The following is a 16,779-nucleotide window of genomic DNA, read 5'->3' as shown; positions in this document are numbered from 1 at the left end:
TTAATACAGCCGGTGACGCAGCAGCCAGCCGGCACCGTCGTACTCGTTGGCCTTGGGCTGGTAGCTTTCCACGTCGATTAACCCTTTTTCGACTTTCAGCACGTTGCCGTCGCCGGAGTCGTAGACGGTGACGTGAGTTTTGGTGGCGCGGGGCGGCACCTGCAGCTGCTGCACCAGATCCTGGCCTTGCCCATCGTAGAGGTGGATGCGCAGGCGGCGGTCGGGCAGGCCGATCAGCTGGAACTCGTCGTTGCCGCCGAGGCCGAAGAGGCGGATGGAGCCGGTCTGGCGGGCGTCGAACAGGCGCTGGCCGATGAGGCGGCCGTTGCGGCCGTCGGGGCGCAGGGAGTACACCCGCACCCAGGCCTGCCAGCGGCCAGCGGCTTCTATTACGAACCGTTCGGGCTCATCGGTACCGGGCATTTCCACCTCGCGGGCCAGCTGGCGGTAAAACTCCTCGGCCACCCGCGGCAGCTGCTCGCGCCGGCTCTGCAGCTTCTGCCGGAATTCCTCGCCCGACAGCGCGTACACCTCCCGGGGCCACACCTGCAGGGCTTCGCCGATGACTTTATCGGTCAGGGCGCGGCGCAGCGAATCGGCCACCTGCTGGAAGTCGTCCTTGCTGAGGTACACCAGCAGCGACTTGTCCATGGGCCGGGCGGCGCGGTTCAGGCCCTCCACATCGTGCAGCTTGATGTCGCGGGTGAAGGTCTGGTAGTTGGTCTTGACGAAGCTCACAATGCGCGTGAGCACGCCGTCGTCGAACTTGAAAAAGGCGTGGTCCCGGTCGCGCGGGATGGGGCGGTACACCACCGTGCTGTCGGGACCGGGAAAGGCGGCCCAGCGCCATTGGTCTTCGCGCCGGCTCCAGTCGCCCAGCCACATATCGAACAGGCGGCTGCGCAGGTAGCGGCGGGCATCGACGTGGTAGCGGGGCGAGGCCACCAAGCTCTGAAAGGCGTTTTTGGAGCTGGTTACCGCTGCCGAGCCGCCGAAGCTGCTCACCTGCCGCTGGTCACCCTCGGGCCGCTCCTCCAGCAGGTACAGCTGGTTGGCGAAGGCCTGGCGAAACTCGCCCAGGCTGGGGTCGTCGGGCAGAAAGTACAGGCGCGGGTTGGTGTGGTACACGTCGGCGGCCTGGGCCAGGCGCGGCACGATGTAGGCCCCGTAGGGGTGGATGACGCTGGTCTGGTCCTTCATCAGGCGGCCAATCCAGCCCTCGCGCATGTCCTCGGGCAGGGCCGCCGTGGCGTCCTTGTCGACGGAGCGCAGCACGTACTGGCGGCCGTCGGGGGCCACCAGGCGCAGGTTGCGGGTCTGGAAGCTGCCGCCCTCCTTCACCGGCTTCAGCCCGCCGGGCACCACGGTACGCAGATTCAGCACCGGCACCGTAACGGGCGTGGCCCACTCCTGGCGGTAGTGAAAGCCCCACAGGAGCTGGTGCAGCCAGCCGCGGCGGTACTGCGGCCCGGCCGCCACGTGTACCAAGGAATCGGCCCCGATGACGGGGGGCGCGGCCTGGGCGCTGGCGCGGGTGGCCGCGGCAGCGGGCAGGCCCAGGGCTAGCAGCAGGGCGCGGTAGGTGGGTAAGAAAGTCAGCAAAGCGGCAAGGGTATGGATGAGCCGACGGCGGCAGCGGCCCGGCCCCGACGGGCTGCCTCTTATACCGCCCGCAGCGGGCGGCGGTTGTGCCGGGCCGGGCCAAGTTCAGCCGTTTGCGGGCCGCCTGCGTTGAAGGCTCGTAAGCCTATGCCCGACTTCTGCTCCTCTCCTGCCCCGCTGCCGCGCCGCATTCTGGGGTCCGCGCTGCTGCTTGGCCTGTTCACGACGGGCTGCGCCCGGCAGCATTTTTTCCAGCCCGACGCCCGCGTGCCCGATTCGGCCGCCCAGGCCGCCGTCGGCCCCGACAGTGCCCGCGTGACGGCCGGGCGCCACTACCGCCGCGGCGCCCCGGGCCGCTTGTTCTTCGGCCGGCACTACCGCGAGGTGTGGGCCCAGCCGGTGACCTTGCCCGTGCTGAACCTGCAGACGGCCGCGCCCGGTGGCCTGCAGCCCGGCAAGGTGGGCGGCGGGTTTCAGACCACCAGTATGACGCTGAACGGCCCCGGCGGCCGTACCTACGCCCTGCGCAGCCTCGACAAGGACCCGTACAAGACGCTGTCGAAGTTTCTGCGCCACACCTTCGCCCTGAACGTGGTGCGCGACGCCACCTCGGCCGGCACGCCCTACGGGGCCTTTGTGGTGCCGCCGCTGGCCGAGGCCGCGGGCGTGCTGCACACCACGCCGCGGCCTTTCTACATCCGCAGCGACGAAAACGGCCTGGGCAAGGCCTCGGAGCGGTTTCGGGGCAAGGTGGTGCTGCTGGAGGAAAAGTACGAAAGCAAGGAAAACCTCGGGCCGGCGTTTGGGCCCGGGGCGGTGGATTTGATGGAAAGCGACGACGCGCTGGCCGAAATCTACCAGAACCCGCAGCACCGCTTCGACCAGCCGGCCTTTCTGCGCGCCCGCCTGCTCGACCTCTGGCTGGGCGACTGGGACCGGCACGAGGGCCAGTGGGACTGGGTGGCCGTGCAGCAGCCCGAGGGCCCGACCATCTACCGCCCCATTCCCATCGACCGGGACCAGGTGTTTTTCCGCTTCGACGACGGGCTGATTTCCTGGCTGGTGAGCAAGGCCGTGCGCAAGTTCCGCACCTTCGGCCCCGAATACCAGAGCATCGGCGGCTACACCCGCAACGCCCGCTTTATCGACTCGCGGGCCCTGAACGAGCAGACGCGCCGGCAGTACCTGAGCACCGCCGCGGCCCTGCAGCAGCGCCTCACCGACGAGGTGATTGAGCGGGCGGCGCGGCGGCTGCCGCCGGAGGTGTACCGGCTGGAAGGCCCGCACCTGGTGGCCGCGCTGAAAGCCCGCCGGGACGCGCTGCCCCGGGCCGCCGCCGAGTTTTACCGTCGTCACGCCGAGGAAGTGGTGGTGCCCGGCACCGACGCAGCGGAGCGCTTCGTGGTGGAGCGCCGCAACGACACGCTCACGGTGGTATCGGTGTACGGCGGCGAGAAGGCCCGCACGCTGCTCTACCAACGCGGCTTCCGCCCCGCCGAAACCAAGCTGGTGCTGCTGCACGGCCTGGGCGGTAAGGATGTGTTCGAACTCGCTGGCAACGTACGCCGCTCCCCCCGCATCGACATCTACGGCGGCCCGGGTGAGGATACCGTCGTCGACAGCTCGCGCGTGGCCGGCCTGCGCCGCATGACGCGCTTCTACGACACCAAGCGCAACAGCGTGGCCGACCCGGCCCCGGAGCTGAAAATCAAAACCGAGTCCGGCGTGACCACCCACGCATTCGACCGGGACGGCTCGGGCAGGTAGCGCCTCCCGCCCCCGTTACTCCAGCGTGGCGCGCCGCACCTGCGGCACCTGCCCCGCCACCATCACCCGCAGCAGATAAGTGCCAGCAGCCAGACCAGTGGTGCTTACCTCGGCCGTGGAGCCGCGGAAAGCCTGCTGCCGCACGGGCTGGCCGAGCACGGTGCCTACCTGCACCGTACCGCCGGTAGTGCCAGGGCTCAGCTTTAGGTGCCACGCGGCCCCGGCGCCGGCCGGATTGGGATACAGCTGAAATTGCTCCGCGGCAGCCGAACGGGCCGTGAGCGGCCGGTTTTGGTTGAGCCGAATCATCAGGACGTTAGGCGCTCCGATGGCGGTGGGCGTGGAGGCCAGGTCGATGTCGCCGTCGCCGTCGAAGTCGGCCGTTATGACCTGCCCGCCGCGGTAGTGCTGCCCGGGGTTGGGTTGCGGCACGGGGGGCGGCGCTACCACCGAGCCGGGCGAAAACAGGCCGCGGCCGTTGTTCAGCCCGATACTGATGCCGCCGCCAACCACTGGGTTAGGGGCCACGATGTCCAAGTCGTCGTCGCCATCCACGTCGGCCAGCTTGAGGCGGTAGCTGTTGGCGCTAAAGGCCGGCTGCGGCCCTACCGTGAAATTGCCCTGCCCGTCGTTGAGCAGCAGGCCCGACGGGGCGCCTAGTTGTTCCTGACTAATGAGCAGGTCCACGTCCTGGTCGCCGTCCACGTCGCCCACCACCAGGCAGCCGGGCATAGTGGGCAAGGTCGGCGTGCGGGGTACCGGGTTGAAATTGCCGTCCCCGTCGTTGGTGTATATCGACATTTTCACGGTGAAATTGTCGCGCGCCGTCACTATCAGATCCAGGTCGCCGTCGGCGTCTACATCGGCCAAGGCGACAAATTGCCCGTTGTAATCGAGCGAAAACGTGGTGCTGCCCCCGAAACGTCCGGTGCCGTCGTTGTAGCGCACCGCCACCCGGTTGGCCATCGAGGCCACGGCCACATCCAGGTCCCCGTCGCCGTCCACATCGCCCACGGCCACGTCGCGGGCCCCTGCGTTGGCGGGCAGGCGCACGTGGCCCGGCGTCGGCCCGATGCTGAACACGCCGCGGCCGTTGTTGCGCCATACCTCCAGCAGGTAGCCCGCAGCCGAGGACCACGCCAGCACGTCCAGGTCTCCGTCGGCGTCCACGTCGAGCAAGGAAAAGCCGTTCACGCCGCCGTAGTTGGGCACGGTGCTGTTGGCCGCCTGAAAGCTACCCGCGCCGTTGTTCCAGTACACTGGCATCATGGGCGTCTGGCTTGCTTCCGTCGAGAGCAGGTCCAGGTCGCCGTCACCGTCCAGGTCGCCGGGCAGCAGCAAGCCGACGGGAGCAGGCAGGGTTAGGTCGGAGCCGCTGAAGGTACCGGCTCCGCCGGTGGCAGCGGCGGTAAACTGCCACACCCAGGGCCGGGCCAGGGGGCCACCGCCGGCGCTTCGCGGGCTGGTGGTCAGCGTGGCGTGCAGCAGGTCACCGACCAGCAGGTCGACCGCGGGGTTAAAGGTAAGCGTGTTGCCCGCGGCGGTGGCCGCGCCGCTGCGCCGGCCGCTGCCGCTGCTGAACAGGCGCAGCGGTTCGCCGGCAAGCGGCGTCAGGGGCCCCGAGAAGGTGACGCGCAAATCGGCAGGGCGCGGAGCCAGGGTGTGAGCGGCCGGGCTCAGGGCCGTGGCGCTGAGGGCCGGCACAGGCAGGGGCCCGTTGAGGCGGACGCTGATGGTGTTGTCGGTGCTGTTGGCCGTTACCAAGTCCACGTCACCGTCGGCATCCAGGTCGGCCAGGGCCAGCCTCCCGGGCGTGGTACCAACGCCGACGCTGGAAGGGGCGGCAAACGTACCGGTCCCGTTGTTGAGGCTCACCGAAACCGTACCAGTCCGCAGGCCGCCCACGAGTCCGTCGCCGGCCAGCAGGTCTAGGTCGCCGTCGGCGTCCACGTCGGCCAGAGCTACGGCCACGGGCAGCGTGCCCATGGGTACGGTGCGCCCCAGCCCAAAGGTGCCGGTGCCGTTGTTGGGGCAGATGCGCACGGTACTGGGGCCACTGCCCCCCGCCCGGTTTTCGGCACCTACCAGGTCCAGGTCGCCGTCGGCGTCCACGTCGCCGAGCACGAATCGGGTGATGCCCACGCCGTTGCCCAGGTAGGTATCGACCGGGCTGCCGAAGCTGCTGCCCTGGTTGAAGTACACCCGCAAGGTGCGGGAGCCCGGGGCCGTCAGCACCAGGTCCAGGTCGCCGTCGCCGTCGACATCCCCGGTTTGCATGTCATCGACATCGAAGGGCACGGTGAAGTTGACGCGGTTGGCCAAGTTGCCGTCGCCCAGGCCCAGCACGGTGCTCATCGTGCCGCTGGAGCTGTTGTACACGGCCGCGTCGAGGTTGCCGTCGGCGTTCCAGTCGCCAAGGGTCAGCGCCATCGGCAGCTGGCCCACGGGCGCAGAGGCAAACAGGCTAAAGCTGCCCGTGCCGTTGTTGCGGTACACAGAGATGGAGCCGCCGCTGAGCGTACAGGATACCAGTAGGTCCAGGTCGCCGTCGTTGTCCACGTCGCCCAGGGCCAGCTCGGTACCGGCGCGGGTGACGCTGAATTCCAGCGTCGTGGCCAGTCGACCGGTACCGTCACCCAGCCGCACGCTGATTTCCGCGTCGCCCAAGTTGGGCGCGGCGCCGAGCGTCAGCGCGTCGAGATGCCCGTCGCCGTTCACGTCGCCCACGGCCACGTTGAGCGGCCCGGGCCCGACGGCGAGGTCGGCCCCGCCGCCAAACGTGCCCGTGCCGCCGGTAGTGGCCGTGGTGAACTGCCACACATGCCGGGGGGTACCTACCAGGCAGGCCAGCACCGTTTCGCCCGCCCGGAAGTTGACGGCCGGATCGAAGGTAGACGAAGTGGCGGTGCGGGTTTCAGTGCCGGTTTTGCGCCCGCCGGCCTGCTGGCTAAACACCCGCACCGCCGCGTTGCCGGTCCCGGCAAATGTCGCGCCGACGTTGGTCGCGGCAGGTGCGGCTGGGGCATGACGCGCGGGCAGCAGGCTGGTCACCGTTTGGGCCGGAGCCGTCAGGGGGGCGCCGGCCAGTAAGTATAAAGCCCATTTATAGGCGAAGCGCGGGATAATCCTGTTTTCCATAGCCACAAAGGTGCTGCGGAAGCAGGCTTTAAACCAAGCTGCCGGCTGGGCTCAATGGCTGATTTCACCGAGCATATCCAGCACCAGGTGCTCGGTGGGATTGAGCAGGCCTTTATCGGCCGGGTCGGCGTCGTGGCGGCGGAGGTAGTTGATGAGCTTGTCGGACTCAAACAGCTCGACCACCTGGGGGTGAATGTAGTACTTGCTGCAGACGGTGGGCGTGTTGCCGAGGTCCTTGGCCACATCCTTCACGGCTTTTTTGATGACCTTTTCCTTGGGCAAGTCCGGCTCGGCGTGCAGCACCTGCTCCAGGCACTGCACCATGCGCACGGTACCGCCCCAGGTGCGGAAGTCCTTGGCCGAGAGCGGCAGGCCGGTGGCCTCGCGCAGGTAGTCGTTCACGTCGCCCGACTCCAGCTCCTGGCGCTGCCCGTCGGCGTCGTAGTACTGAAACAGGTGCTGGCCGGGTATTTCCTTGCAGCGCTGCACCAGCCGGGCCAGCTTCCTATCGTGCAGGGTCACGTCGTGGGCCACGCCTTTCTTGCCCACGAAGGCAAAGCGTACGTCGGCCCCGTCGACCTGCACGTGCCGGTCGCGCAGGGTCGTCAGGCCGTAGCTCTTGTTTTTCTTGGCGTATTCGCGGTTGCCCACGCGGATAAACGACTGGTCCATCAGGGTCAGCACCAGGGCCACCACTTTGCGCTTGTCCAGCTCGGGGCGCTTGAGGTCCTTCTGCAGCTGCTGGCGCAGCTCGGCCAGCTTTTCGCCGAAGGCGCGCAGGCGGCTGAACTTGGTCAGCGAGCGGGCCTGGTCCCAGAGCGGGTGGTAGATGTACTGCTTGCGGCCCTTGGCGTCGCGGCCGGTCACCTGCAGGTGGGCGTTGGCGGAGGGGGCAATCCACACGTCGGTCCAGGCCGGCGGGATGACGAAGCCCTGGATGCGGGTCAGGGTTTTCTCGTCGGTGACCTTCTGGCCCTTGGCGTCGAGGTAGCGGAACGCGCCGTTGCGGCCGGCCTGGCGGGTGAGGCCGGGCTTGGTGTCGGGCAGGTAGCGCAGGCCGGCCAATTCGGCCTGGCGGGCGGGGTCTTTGTAGAGTTCGTGCACGTCGGCCTCCGTGGGCACGAGGTGTTTTTTGCGCACTTTCAGGCGCGGGGCGGGAGCAGCGGCGGTAGGCATAGGATGAAAACGGGAAAGGCCCGCTGCCGCAACGGGCCGCGGGCCTTGCTTGTACGGCCGGCGGCCTGGCGCGGCCGACTTTGCGGCCGCGCCCAACGGTGGCTGCGGGGGCCAGCCTGCGAAAATTATCGGGCTGAATGCGACCTGCCAAGCCCGGCGGGCCGCTTCTGGAGGGCAGCTCGGCCGCAACGGGACCGTACTTTCGCCCGTATCGACCCGCAAAACGGGTTTGGCACCGTTTTTTCTTTCGGCCCGCCCAGCCGCTCTTTTTTTCCCTTTCACTTCGCCTCACCACCCCATGTTCCGACGCACTTTTTCCCGCTTCTACCTGCTTGGCGCCCTGGCCCTCGGCCTCGGCGCGGCTACTACGGCCTGCACCGACAAAGAAGGCAACCCGCTGCTGTTTAGCCTGGAAGACGACATCAACCTCGGCGCCCAGGTAGCGGCCGAAACCGACTCCACTTACCGCGCCCAGGGCAAGCTGCTGGAGCGCAGCAACCACCAGCGCGCCTACCAGCTGCTCGACGGCGTGGTGCAGCGCGTGCTCAACTCCGGCCAGATTCAGCACCGCAACGACTTCGTGTGGGACGTCAAAATCATCAAGGACGACGCTACCCAGAACGCCTTTGCCACCCCCGGCGGGCACATTTACGTGTTCAGCGGGCTGATTAAGTACCTCGACGACGAAAGCCAGCTGGCCGGCGTGCTGGGCCACGAAATTGCTCACGCCGACCGCCGCCACACCTCCCGGCAGCTGCAGAACCAGTACGGCATCGAGCTGCTGCTGAGCGTGGCCCTGGGCAACAGCGAAAGCACCGCCTCGCAGATTGCCTCGGGCCTGGCCGGCCTGGGCACGCTCAAGTTCAGCCGTGACTTTGAAAATGAGGCCGACCAGTACTCAGTCATCTACCTGAACGGCACCAGCTACTACGCCTGCGACGGGGCTGCCGGCTTCTTTATCAAGGCCCAGCAGGAAAGCCCGAGCGCCACGCCCGAGTTCCTGAGCACTCACCCCAACCCCGACAACCGCATCCAGGCCATTCAGACCAAGGCTACCGAGCTGAACTGCCGCAACCGCACCGTGAACAGCGGCGGCCTGCAGGAGCTGAAAAGCCTGCTGTAACCCGCATTTCCAACGCTTCTGGCAAGGCCAGCTGCCCCCGGGCGGCTGGCCTTATTGTTTGCGGCGGACGGTGACGGTGTTGCCCAGCAGCGGCTTTGGTCCCCCTTGCCGGTCCAGCACTCCCCAATGGTGAATCTGAAACCGGTACAAGCCAGGGGTGCGGTTAATCAACGCGGTGCAGTCCTTGTCGGGCGGCAGGCTGCGGACCGGAAACACGTAGTTGAAGTTCACTTTCAGGTGCGTTACCCGGGTTTCGCCCGGCTTTAGCGTTACGTACCGGGGTGTCCTGACAGCGTGGATTTCGCACTGTTGGCAGAAGGTAAGGGAATCACCCTGGGGCGAAAAACCCAGCACCCCGACGCCCCTGCCCGTGGTACAGGCCAGATCCACCGAGTCTCGCTGCTCGATAATGCGCACCGCTCGGGAGCCGACGTTGCGCAGCGTGGCGCGCAGCCACACGATGTTGTAAGCCTCCTCGGCTTCGGCCTGCAGCTGCAGCTCCACGGCTGGCGCGGCTTGGGGCGCCACTTGGCCGGGCGCAGCGGCGCAGCCGCTTAGCAGCAAGCCGCTCAGCAAGCGGTAACACGTCTGTTTCATTTCGGGCAAATTACGGCTTCGAAAGCCGCGCTGCCTCGGCGCAACGGACCGGCCGGGCACAACCTTACGGTTGGGTTGGCGCGTACGGTTGCGTAGCTTGGCCTCATACCCCATTCTGCCTATGATTCTCCCCGAACGCTTCGCCAAACTACTTGAGAAAGGCGACGCCCTGCTCCGCCGCGCCCGCACCAAACTGGGTTTGCTCGACGCGGTGCAGGTGGTGCCCTACCTCAGCTACGGCACTGCCAACCGCCTCTACGTCACCGGCCGGGTGTTTACCGACAAGAACATCGGCGAAGCCGGCCCCACCGATTCGCGCTGGGACAACCTGATGGACATGTACCGCCGCTTCGATACCCAGGAAATACCCGGCGCGCAGCTCGTCATTCGCCCCGGCGACGGCACCGAGCACTTCGTCAGCACCAACGAGGAGGGCTACTTCACCCTCAACATGGAGCCGCAGCGGCTAAATCCGCCGGTGGACTTTCTCTGGCACCCGGTAGAAATTGAGCTGCTGCGGCTGCCTGGCAACATTCCGCTGCCCGAGCAGCGCATCAGCCACGCGCCGGTGCTGGTGCCGCCCCCCGACGCGGAGTACGGCATCATTTCCGACCTCGACGACACGGTCATTCAGACTTCCGCCACCGACATGTGGCGCATGGCCCGCACGGTGCTGCTGCGCAACGCCCGTTCGCGCCTGCCCTTCAAGGGCGTTTCGGAGTTTTACCGGCAGCTGCAGCTGGGCCGCAACGGCAAGCGCAACAACCCCTTCTTCTACGTGTCGTCTTCGCCCTGGAACCTCTACGACCTGCTCGAAGACTTCCTGGAGCTAAACCAGATTCCGCGCGGGCCCCTGCTGCTGCGCGACATGAGTGCCAAGCGCAAGTCGGCGGCCGATGCCTCGGCCCACCACGGCCACAAGCTCAAGGAAATCGACAACCTGCTGCTCACCTACCCCGAGCTGCCCTTCGTGCTCATTGGCGACTCCGGCCAGGAAGACGCCAACATCTACCGCGAGGTGGTGCGCCGCCACCCCGGCCGCGTGCTGGCCATCTACATCCGCGACGTGAACCTGCCCGAGCGCCAGGTGATGGTACAGCGCGTGTCGGAGGAGCTGCGCGGCGAAAACGTGGAAATGCTGCTGGTGCAGGACACGGTGCACGCCGCCGAGCACGCCGCCGCCGCGGGCCTGGTATACGTGGAAGCCGTGCCCGCCGTGGAAGCCGATAAGCGGAAGGACGACGACACCCCCGAAGACCCCGATGAGGCGGCCGCGCAGCAACGGGGCGAGGGGCCGCCCCCCGCTCCTGCTGCGGGTGCTCAGGCATCCAGCTAGCGGGCAGCAAGAGGCCTCTACAATGAGGGCCTTGCTTCGCACTTAACATATTGATAAAAGGCACTTTACAGCCTCCCGCAAAGTCCCGACTGCATCAGCAGGCCGGGCCTTTTGCGTTAAACCCGTAGCAGCACACGTCAACCACTTATAATCCCGCCATAGGTACGTATTTCGAGCAAGGCCTCACAACAGCGGCCGCAAATGGGCAGTTACCTACCGAACCATCTGCCATTGCCATGCCTGTAAAATCAGTCCCTTTGGTGCGCTCCTTGTTCGGTTTTTACCAAACGTGCCAGCAATCCGACGTAGCCTTTTTACCGACGCTCGGGGCTTATGCCTGGCGCAAACTACAGGGGTTCAACATCCTGGCACCCTTATCGACCAAGATTCGCGGGCTGCGCAACATTTCCACTCCGCACGGCATGCTGAACCTGCTGCTGAGCTGCGGCCCGGTCGACGGCACGGGGCCGACCCGCCTGCACGTGCGGGGCAAGCTGCGGCTGCTGGGCGGCCTGGCCCTCGGCCGCGGCTGCATGATTGACGTTGGGCCCAACGCCGTGATGGAAGTCGGCGACAATACCTACATCAACCCGCGCACCCAGGTCATCATTCACCACGGCCTACGCATCGGCCGCGACTGTTCCATTTCCTGGGAGTGCCAGTTTCTCGACGAGGATTTTCACGAAATCCACTACGAAGGCAAGCGCCCCAGCCTCGGCAACGACATTGTCATCGGCGACCATGTCTGGATTGGCTCCCGCGTCAGCGTCTACAAGGGCACCGTCATTCCCAACGGCTGCGTGGTGGCGTCCAACAGCGTGGTCAAGGGGGTGTTTACAGAAGAAAACGCCCTGCTGGCCGGCAACCCCGCCCGCGTGGTGCGCCGTAACGTGCGCTGGTAGCGGCGGCGCCTCGGGCGCCGCTCCTTACATGAAGGCTGTACGCAGTATCACGATGGGCATTGCGGCACGTCAAAATCGGCGTGGCCTTGCTCGGGCGGCGCATTGCCTACCGGCTGCTGGCGGCCGACGGCAGCCTTCGCAGGCCCTTGCCAAATAGGAGCAGCGTTGCGGATTGCGGCTCAGTTTCGGGTGGGTGGTGGCGCGGGCGGTCCTGCTGGTGCTGTGTTGGCCTGTTGGGCCGTGGCGCTGGTAGCGGCGGTTGGCGCCGGCAGTGCAGCCGTGGCCTCAGCCTCGTCGTCTTCCAGCTCGTCCCAGTCGAGTAGCGGATAAGGCAAATGAGGCTCGATGGTTGGCGGGAACAGACGCGCCAGCAACGCAAGTAGTCGTCGATACATTTGGAAAGGAATAGCTAGCAGGCAAAGCCCAAATATAGGTTGTTTTATTTCTATTTATTACCACAATAATAGAACAATAATTAGTATAAAATGCGCAAAACAATGGCAGAGCCACCAAATCCCGATGGAGCGGTCCTGCCCCCGACAGCCGCCACTTACGACCCCCAGGCGGTCTTGTCCGGCCAGCTTAGCTGGAATGGTCCGCTACGATAAGCCAGCGGCCGTCGATTTTGCGGAAAAGCAGGGTAAACCACCCCTGCAAATCCCCTTTCTGAGGGCGGGCCAGGTGCCAGCGGCCCACCACGTGCGCCGCCTCCGCCCCGATGGGCGTAATGCGCAGCCGGGCAAAGTCGAGCTGGCCCATGGCGGCGGCATCGGGGTAGCTGCGGCGGTAGTTGTCGAGGGTGCGCTGCCAGCCCTGCTGCGGGCCGTTTTTGCCGATGAATAGCAGCGAGTCGCTCTGCCAGTAGCCCTGCATGTAGGCCGGGATGTCGCCGCGGTTCCAGGCGGCAGCCTGGGTGGCCAGCACCCGTTGAATCTGCTGCTCGTCGGCACTGGTAAAGCGGGCCGCCGCGGGCGCGGCGCTGGGAGCAGTTTTGGGCTCGGGCGAGCAGGCGCCGAGGGCGGCGGCCAGCAGCAGGCCGGGGGCAATCAGGCGTGGCATGGGCTTATTCGAGAATGGCGCCAATAAATTTGGTGCCGCCAAGCCGGCGCATGTTGCGCAGCACGCGCTGCTGCTTGGTGCGGGCCTGGGGCCCCGGGTGCCCGGCCTGAAACTTGAGCGGATTGGGCAGCACGGCGGCCAGCAGCGCGGCCTGGCTGGGCGTGAGCTGCTTGGCCGATTTGCCGAAGTGCTGGCGGGCGGCGGCTTCGGCCCCAAACACACAGTCGCCCATTTCGGCCACGTTCAGGTACACTTCCAGGATGCGCTGCTTGCTCCACAGCAGTTCGATGAGCACGGTGAAGTAGGCCTCGGCGGCCTTGCGCACGTAGCTGCGCCCCTGCCACAAGAACACGTTCTTGGCCACCTGCTGCGAGATGGTGCTGCCCCCGCGGATGCCCCCGTTTTTCTCCCCAAAGTTGTGCTTGGCGGCCTTGATGATGGCCTCCGTGTCGAAGCCGTGGTGCATGAGGAAGCGCTGGTCCTCGGCCGCCACCAGGGCCAGCGGCAGCTGCGGCGACACCTCCTCCAGCGTCACGAAGCGGTAGTGAATGCGGCGCGAGGCGTCTTCGGGCAGCAGGCCGCCGTAGTCGGCGACGGGGCGGTGGCTGCGGCGCTCCAGCATCAGCCAAGTGGCCGGCGGGGCCACCCAGCGGTACACCAGCACCCAGGCCACCGTCACCAGAAACAACGAGGCCAACACTTGCAGCGCCACGCGCCGCGCCAGCCGCAGCTGGTCCGCAAACTCTGCCATGTACTACGATGGGGAAAACACCCGGCTGCGCGGCCGGCCCGCGGCGAAATTAGCAAGCCCGCGGAAAGCGGCCCAATTTCCCGAACGCGGGTACTGCGCCGCATTGCCGCCGCCCGACTTGCCCGGGCGAGGATTCGGCTGCTATTTTTCGGGGGCGGAGCGGCCCTGCCGGCCGCCCCGCGTCGTTTCGTCCGTTGCTGCCCCTGTCCATGCGCCTGCTACCCTTGTTTCCCCTCAACCTCGTCGTCTTCCCGGGCGAGAAGCTGAACCTGCACATTTTCGAGCCGCGCTACCGGCAGCTGGTGGAGGACTGCCTGACCGAGGGCATCACCTTCGGCATCCCGCCCTACCTCGACGACCAGGTGCAGCCCATCGGCACGGAGATGCGCCTGGTGAAGGTAGAGCGCGCCTACCCCAGCGGCGAGTCCGACATTCGCACCCAGGCCGTGGGGCGCTTTCGCATCGCGGAGCTGCTGCGCGAGGCCCCGGGCAAGCTCTACGCCGCCGCCCAGGTGGAGGATTTTCCGGCCGATGCGGAGCCGGCCGATGCAGCGCTGCGCCAGCGCATCAGCGCGCAGATTGAGCACCTGTACGGCGCCCTGGGCCTGCAGAAGCTGTTTATCGAGCTGGCCCCGGACTACGCCACCTTCGACATTGCCCACCACCTGGGCCTTTCCACCGAGCAGGAGTACGCTCTGCTGAGCCTGGCTACCGAGCCGGAGCGGCAACGCTTCATCCTGGTGCACCTGGAGCACATTCTGCCGGTGGTACTCGAAACCGAGCGGCTCAAGGAGCGGGTGCGCCAGAACGGGCATTTCAAGCACCTCACCCCGCCGAACTTCTGAGCTGACTCGTTCAGCGGCGTTGCCTCTACCAGCTTGCCCGCCGGGCCCAGTGCCGCGCTGCTCCGAGCGCCAGCAACGTGCTGCGCCGATGCGGCATATAATTTTCGTGGCGGCTGACTATTTATGCCAGCAGCTGGCATATATGTTTCGTGCTGAAGTTTTTTATATGCCGGGTATTGGCATATAAAAATGCTCCCGGCCCTGAGTTTATGCCAGCGCAGGACGTCGACCGGCCGTCAACGGTTGGTTTGCGGGCGGCAGTCGAAAAAGCCGGCCGTATCAGCCGCCGTGTAGCCCTGGCCCCGGTTCGGCCGTACAGCCGAAGGTGACTGAGCTACTCTCCTACCTGCTGCCGGCCGTACTGCTGGGCCTGCTGCTGTGGCTGCTGTACCGCTTCGTACAGGAGCGGCGGCTGCGGCGGCGGCCCTACGTGGCCCCCAGCGCCCGGCACTGGACCACGCTATCCCCGCCCGCCGAAGTGCCCCTGCACCGCATCTGCCTGCTGGGCGACCTGGGCGCCGTGGCCACCGACGGCCGCGACCCGGTGCTGAACCTGCTGCGCCGCTGGCTGGAAGAAACCGGCTCCCATGGCACCGTGGCCATGCTCGGCGACAACGTGTACCCGGTGGGCATTCCGCCCCTGGGCCACCCGCTGCGCGCCGCCGCCGAGGCCCGCATGGACGCCCAGCTCAACCTGCTGCGCGAGTTTCCGGCCCAGGCCATTTTCCTCGGCGGCAACCACGACTGGAACAAGGGCCGCCCCGACGGCTACGCCTACCTGCAGGCCCAGGAAGCCTACGTGCGCCACCACCTGCCCGCCGCGCTGTTCTTGCCCGAAAACGGCTGCCCCGGCCCCGTGGCCCTGCCCCTGGCCGAGGGCCTGGTGCTGCTGGTGCTGAACACGCAGTGGTGGGTGCAGCGCGGCCCCCGCCCCCTGGGCCGCGCCCACGGCTGCTCCGCCACCGACGCCAAGCAGCCCTTCGAGCAGCTGCAGACGCTGCTGGAACAGTACCGCGGCCAGCAGATAGTAGTCGTGGGCCACCACCCGCTCTACTCCCGGGCCATGCACGGGGGCAAGTTCACGGTGAAGCAGCACGTATTTCCGCTCACGGCCGCCCACAAGCGCGCCTACGTGCCGCTGCCGCTGGTGGGCTCCCTGTTTCCGGCCTACCGCCGGGTGCTGGGCGCGGCCGAGGACATGGCCCACCCGCGCTACCGCCGCATGCGCCGCCGCCTGCTGCAGGTGCTGCGGCAGTTTCCCGGGGCCGTATACGCCGCCGGCCACGACCACAACCTGCAGTACTTCCTGCGCCGCGGGGTGCACTACATTGTCAGCGGCGCGGGCAGCAAGACGGCCTTTGTGCAGCCCGGCGGCAAGGCCACGTTCACCCACGAGCACAAGGGCTTCTTCAGCCTCGACTACTACGCCGACGGGCAGCTCTGGCTTAGCGCCTGGGAGCCGGCCGATGCTCAGGGCACGCCAGCCCCCCCGGCCTTCCGCTGGCCCCTGGTGCCGGTGGCGGCTACGAGGCCGGCGGCACCAGCACCCGCAGGCTCCGGGCGTTGATGCTCACTTCCACCGGCGTAGACAGACGCAGCGGCTCCCCATCGACCTGCACGCGCACTTCCGCCTCGCCCGGCACCGTGATGCTCACGCGCCGGCACTGCAGCCGCCGGGTGTAGGTCGATTCGTCGAAGCCCTCGGTGTAGAGCTGGTAGAGGATGCCGGGCGCGGCCGTGGCCGGAAACGGCTCGATAACGCAGACCTCGAAGCGGCCGTCGTCCATGCGGCTGGCGGGGTTGATGACCACGTTGCTGCCGAAGGTGCGGGCGTTGGCAATGGTGAGCATAAACGCCTCGCCCTCCCAGGTTTCCTCGTCCGTCTCCGCGCGGTAGCGGGCCGGCTCGTAGCGCATGTACTCCTGCAGGGCCAGCCGCACGTAGGCGCCCGGCCCGCGGGTGCCGCCCTCGGCAAACCGCTCCACAATGAGGGCGTTGAAGCCCAGATCGGCCAGGTGGGCAGCGAAGTGCCCGCCCACCTCCAGCGTGTCGACCTGCTGCACCTGGTGCTGCCAGATCAGGTCCAGCGCCGCTTCCACGTCCTGCGGAATGCCCAAATCCTTCGACAGCCCGTTGCCCGAGCCCAGCGGAATAATGCCCATCGGCAGCTCCGCCTTGCACAGGGCCTGGGCCACCAGGTTCACGGTACCGTCGCCGCCGGCGGCAAACACGGCGTCGTAGGGGTGCTCCTGCAGGTGGCGCTTGAGCCGGCGCAGGTCGTCTTCGCCCGTGGTTTCGTAGAAGCGGGCGGTGCGGCCGCGCGCCTGGCAGGTGTGCTTGATGAGGTCTTGCACGCTGGCCTTGTCGATGTCGCCCGAAATGGGGTTCATCACGAACAGCAACTGGCGCAGAATGGGCAGGTCTGAGGTCATGGAAAGCGGGAATGCGGCTTCGAAGTACTTAAAACGCGGCAAACAAAAAAA

The 16,779-nt window shown here is 66.9% G+C and carries 14 protein-coding genes; 6 read left to right on the top strand and 8 right to left on the bottom strand.

The features are described 5' to 3' along the window. Nucleotides 1-1,602 carry a hypothetical protein gene (locus tag EJV47_RS23180; protein ID WP_126695593.1) on the bottom strand — a complete coding sequence of 534 codons (1,602 nt, stop codon included), beginning with the start codon at nt 1,600-1,602 and terminating at the stop codon, nt 1-3. Nucleotides 1,603-1,749: 147 nt separating this feature from the next. Between EJV47_RS23180 and EJV47_RS23175 the strand changes: the two genes are divergently transcribed. Next, nucleotides 1,750-3,369, top strand: a complete 1,620-nt coding sequence (locus EJV47_RS23175) for a hypothetical protein (RefSeq protein ID WP_126695592.1) — start codon at nt 1,750-1,752, stop codon at nt 3,367-3,369. A 15-nt stretch (nt 3,370-3,384) separates the two neighbouring features. Here EJV47_RS23175 and EJV47_RS23170 read toward each other — a convergent pair whose 3' ends face one another. Beyond that, nucleotides 3,385-6,507, bottom strand: a complete 3,123-nt coding sequence (locus EJV47_RS23170; RefSeq protein ID WP_126695591.1) for a T9SS type A sorting domain-containing protein — start codon at nt 6,505-6,507, stop codon at nt 3,385-3,387. A 51-nt stretch (nt 6,508-6,558) separates the two neighbouring features. Continuing rightward, entirely contained in the window at nt 6,559-7,683 is a 1,125-nt protein-coding gene (locus tag EJV47_RS23165) for a DNA topoisomerase IB (protein ID WP_126695590.1), read from the bottom strand. A 298-nt stretch (nt 7,684-7,981) separates the two neighbouring features. On the opposite strand from EJV47_RS23165, the gene EJV47_RS23160 reads away from it, so the two are divergent. After that, on the top strand, nt 7,982-8,806 hold the full coding sequence (locus EJV47_RS23160) for a M48 family metalloprotease (RefSeq protein WP_126695589.1): 825 nt from the start codon (nt 7,982-7,984) through the stop codon (nt 8,804-8,806). Between the two features lie 51 nt (nt 8,807-8,857). Here the strand turns inward: EJV47_RS23160 and EJV47_RS23155 are convergent, their stop codons facing one another. Further along, complete coding sequence (locus EJV47_RS23155) at nt 8,858-9,403, bottom strand: hypothetical protein (RefSeq protein WP_126695588.1); 546 nt, start codon at nt 9,401-9,403, stop codon at nt 8,858-8,860. Nucleotides 9,404-9,524: 121 nt separating this feature from the next. Here EJV47_RS23155 and EJV47_RS23150 point away from each other — a divergent pair, with 121 nt between their 5' ends. Together EJV47_RS23150 and EJV47_RS23145 are read left to right on the top strand one after the other, a co-directional pair. Then, nucleotides 9,525-10,739 (top strand): App1 family protein, encoded by a 1,215-nt coding sequence (locus EJV47_RS23150; protein ID WP_126695587.1) that lies wholly within the window; start codon nt 9,525-9,527, stop codon nt 10,737-10,739. Between the two features lie 422 nt (nt 10,740-11,161). Next, a complete protein-coding gene (locus EJV47_RS23145) occupies nt 11,162-11,641 on the top strand; it encodes an acyltransferase (RefSeq protein ID WP_207895975.1) in 480 nt (159 codons plus the stop codon). A 179-nt stretch (nt 11,642-11,820) separates the two neighbouring features. Here EJV47_RS23145 and EJV47_RS28220 read toward each other — a convergent pair whose 3' ends face one another. From EJV47_RS28220 to mtgA, 3 genes are all read right to left on the bottom strand, one after another. Further along, on the bottom strand, nt 11,821-11,976 hold the full coding sequence (locus EJV47_RS28220; protein WP_165903899.1) for a hypothetical protein: 156 nt from the start codon (nt 11,974-11,976) through the stop codon (nt 11,821-11,823). Between the two features lie 247 nt (nt 11,977-12,223). Then, nucleotides 12,224-12,700 carry a YybH family protein gene (locus tag EJV47_RS23140; protein ID WP_126695585.1) on the bottom strand — a complete coding sequence of 159 codons (477 nt, stop codon included), beginning with the start codon at nt 12,698-12,700 and terminating at the stop codon, nt 12,224-12,226. Between the two features lie 4 nt (nt 12,701-12,704). Further along, nucleotides 12,705-13,451, bottom strand: a complete 747-nt coding sequence (gene mtgA, locus EJV47_RS23135) for a monofunctional biosynthetic peptidoglycan transglycosylase (protein ID WP_126695584.1) — start codon at nt 13,449-13,451, stop codon at nt 12,705-12,707. 209 nt (nt 13,452-13,660) lie between these two features. Here mtgA and EJV47_RS23130 point away from each other — a divergent pair, with 209 nt between their 5' ends. Beyond that, nucleotides 13,661-14,296, top strand: coding sequence for an LON peptidase substrate-binding domain-containing protein (locus EJV47_RS23130; RefSeq protein ID WP_126695583.1), 636 nt, complete (start codon nt 13,661-13,663; stop codon nt 14,294-14,296). A gap of 325 nt (nt 14,297-14,621) precedes the next feature. After that, the gene (locus EJV47_RS23125) at nt 14,622-15,863 is read left to right on the top strand and encodes a metallophosphoesterase (RefSeq protein WP_126695582.1); all 1,242 of its coding nucleotides are present in this window, start codon (nt 14,622-14,624) and stop codon (nt 15,861-15,863) included. Here EJV47_RS23125 and EJV47_RS23120 read toward each other — a convergent pair. Then, nucleotides 15,820-16,728, bottom strand: coding sequence for a diacylglycerol/lipid kinase family protein (locus EJV47_RS23120; RefSeq protein WP_243651283.1), 909 nt, complete (start codon nt 16,726-16,728; stop codon nt 15,820-15,822). The genes EJV47_RS23125 and EJV47_RS23120 overlap by 44 nt on opposite strands. Nucleotides 16,729-16,779: the final 51 nt, after the last annotated feature.

The organism is Hymenobacter gummosus, from assembly GCF_003970915.1.
Lineage (GTDB): Bacteria > Bacteroidota > Bacteroidia > Cytophagales > Hymenobacteraceae > Solirubrum > Solirubrum gummosum.
The sequence above is the reverse complement of the archived record's forward strand: the minus strand, read 5'-3'. Positions and strand labels throughout refer to the sequence as shown.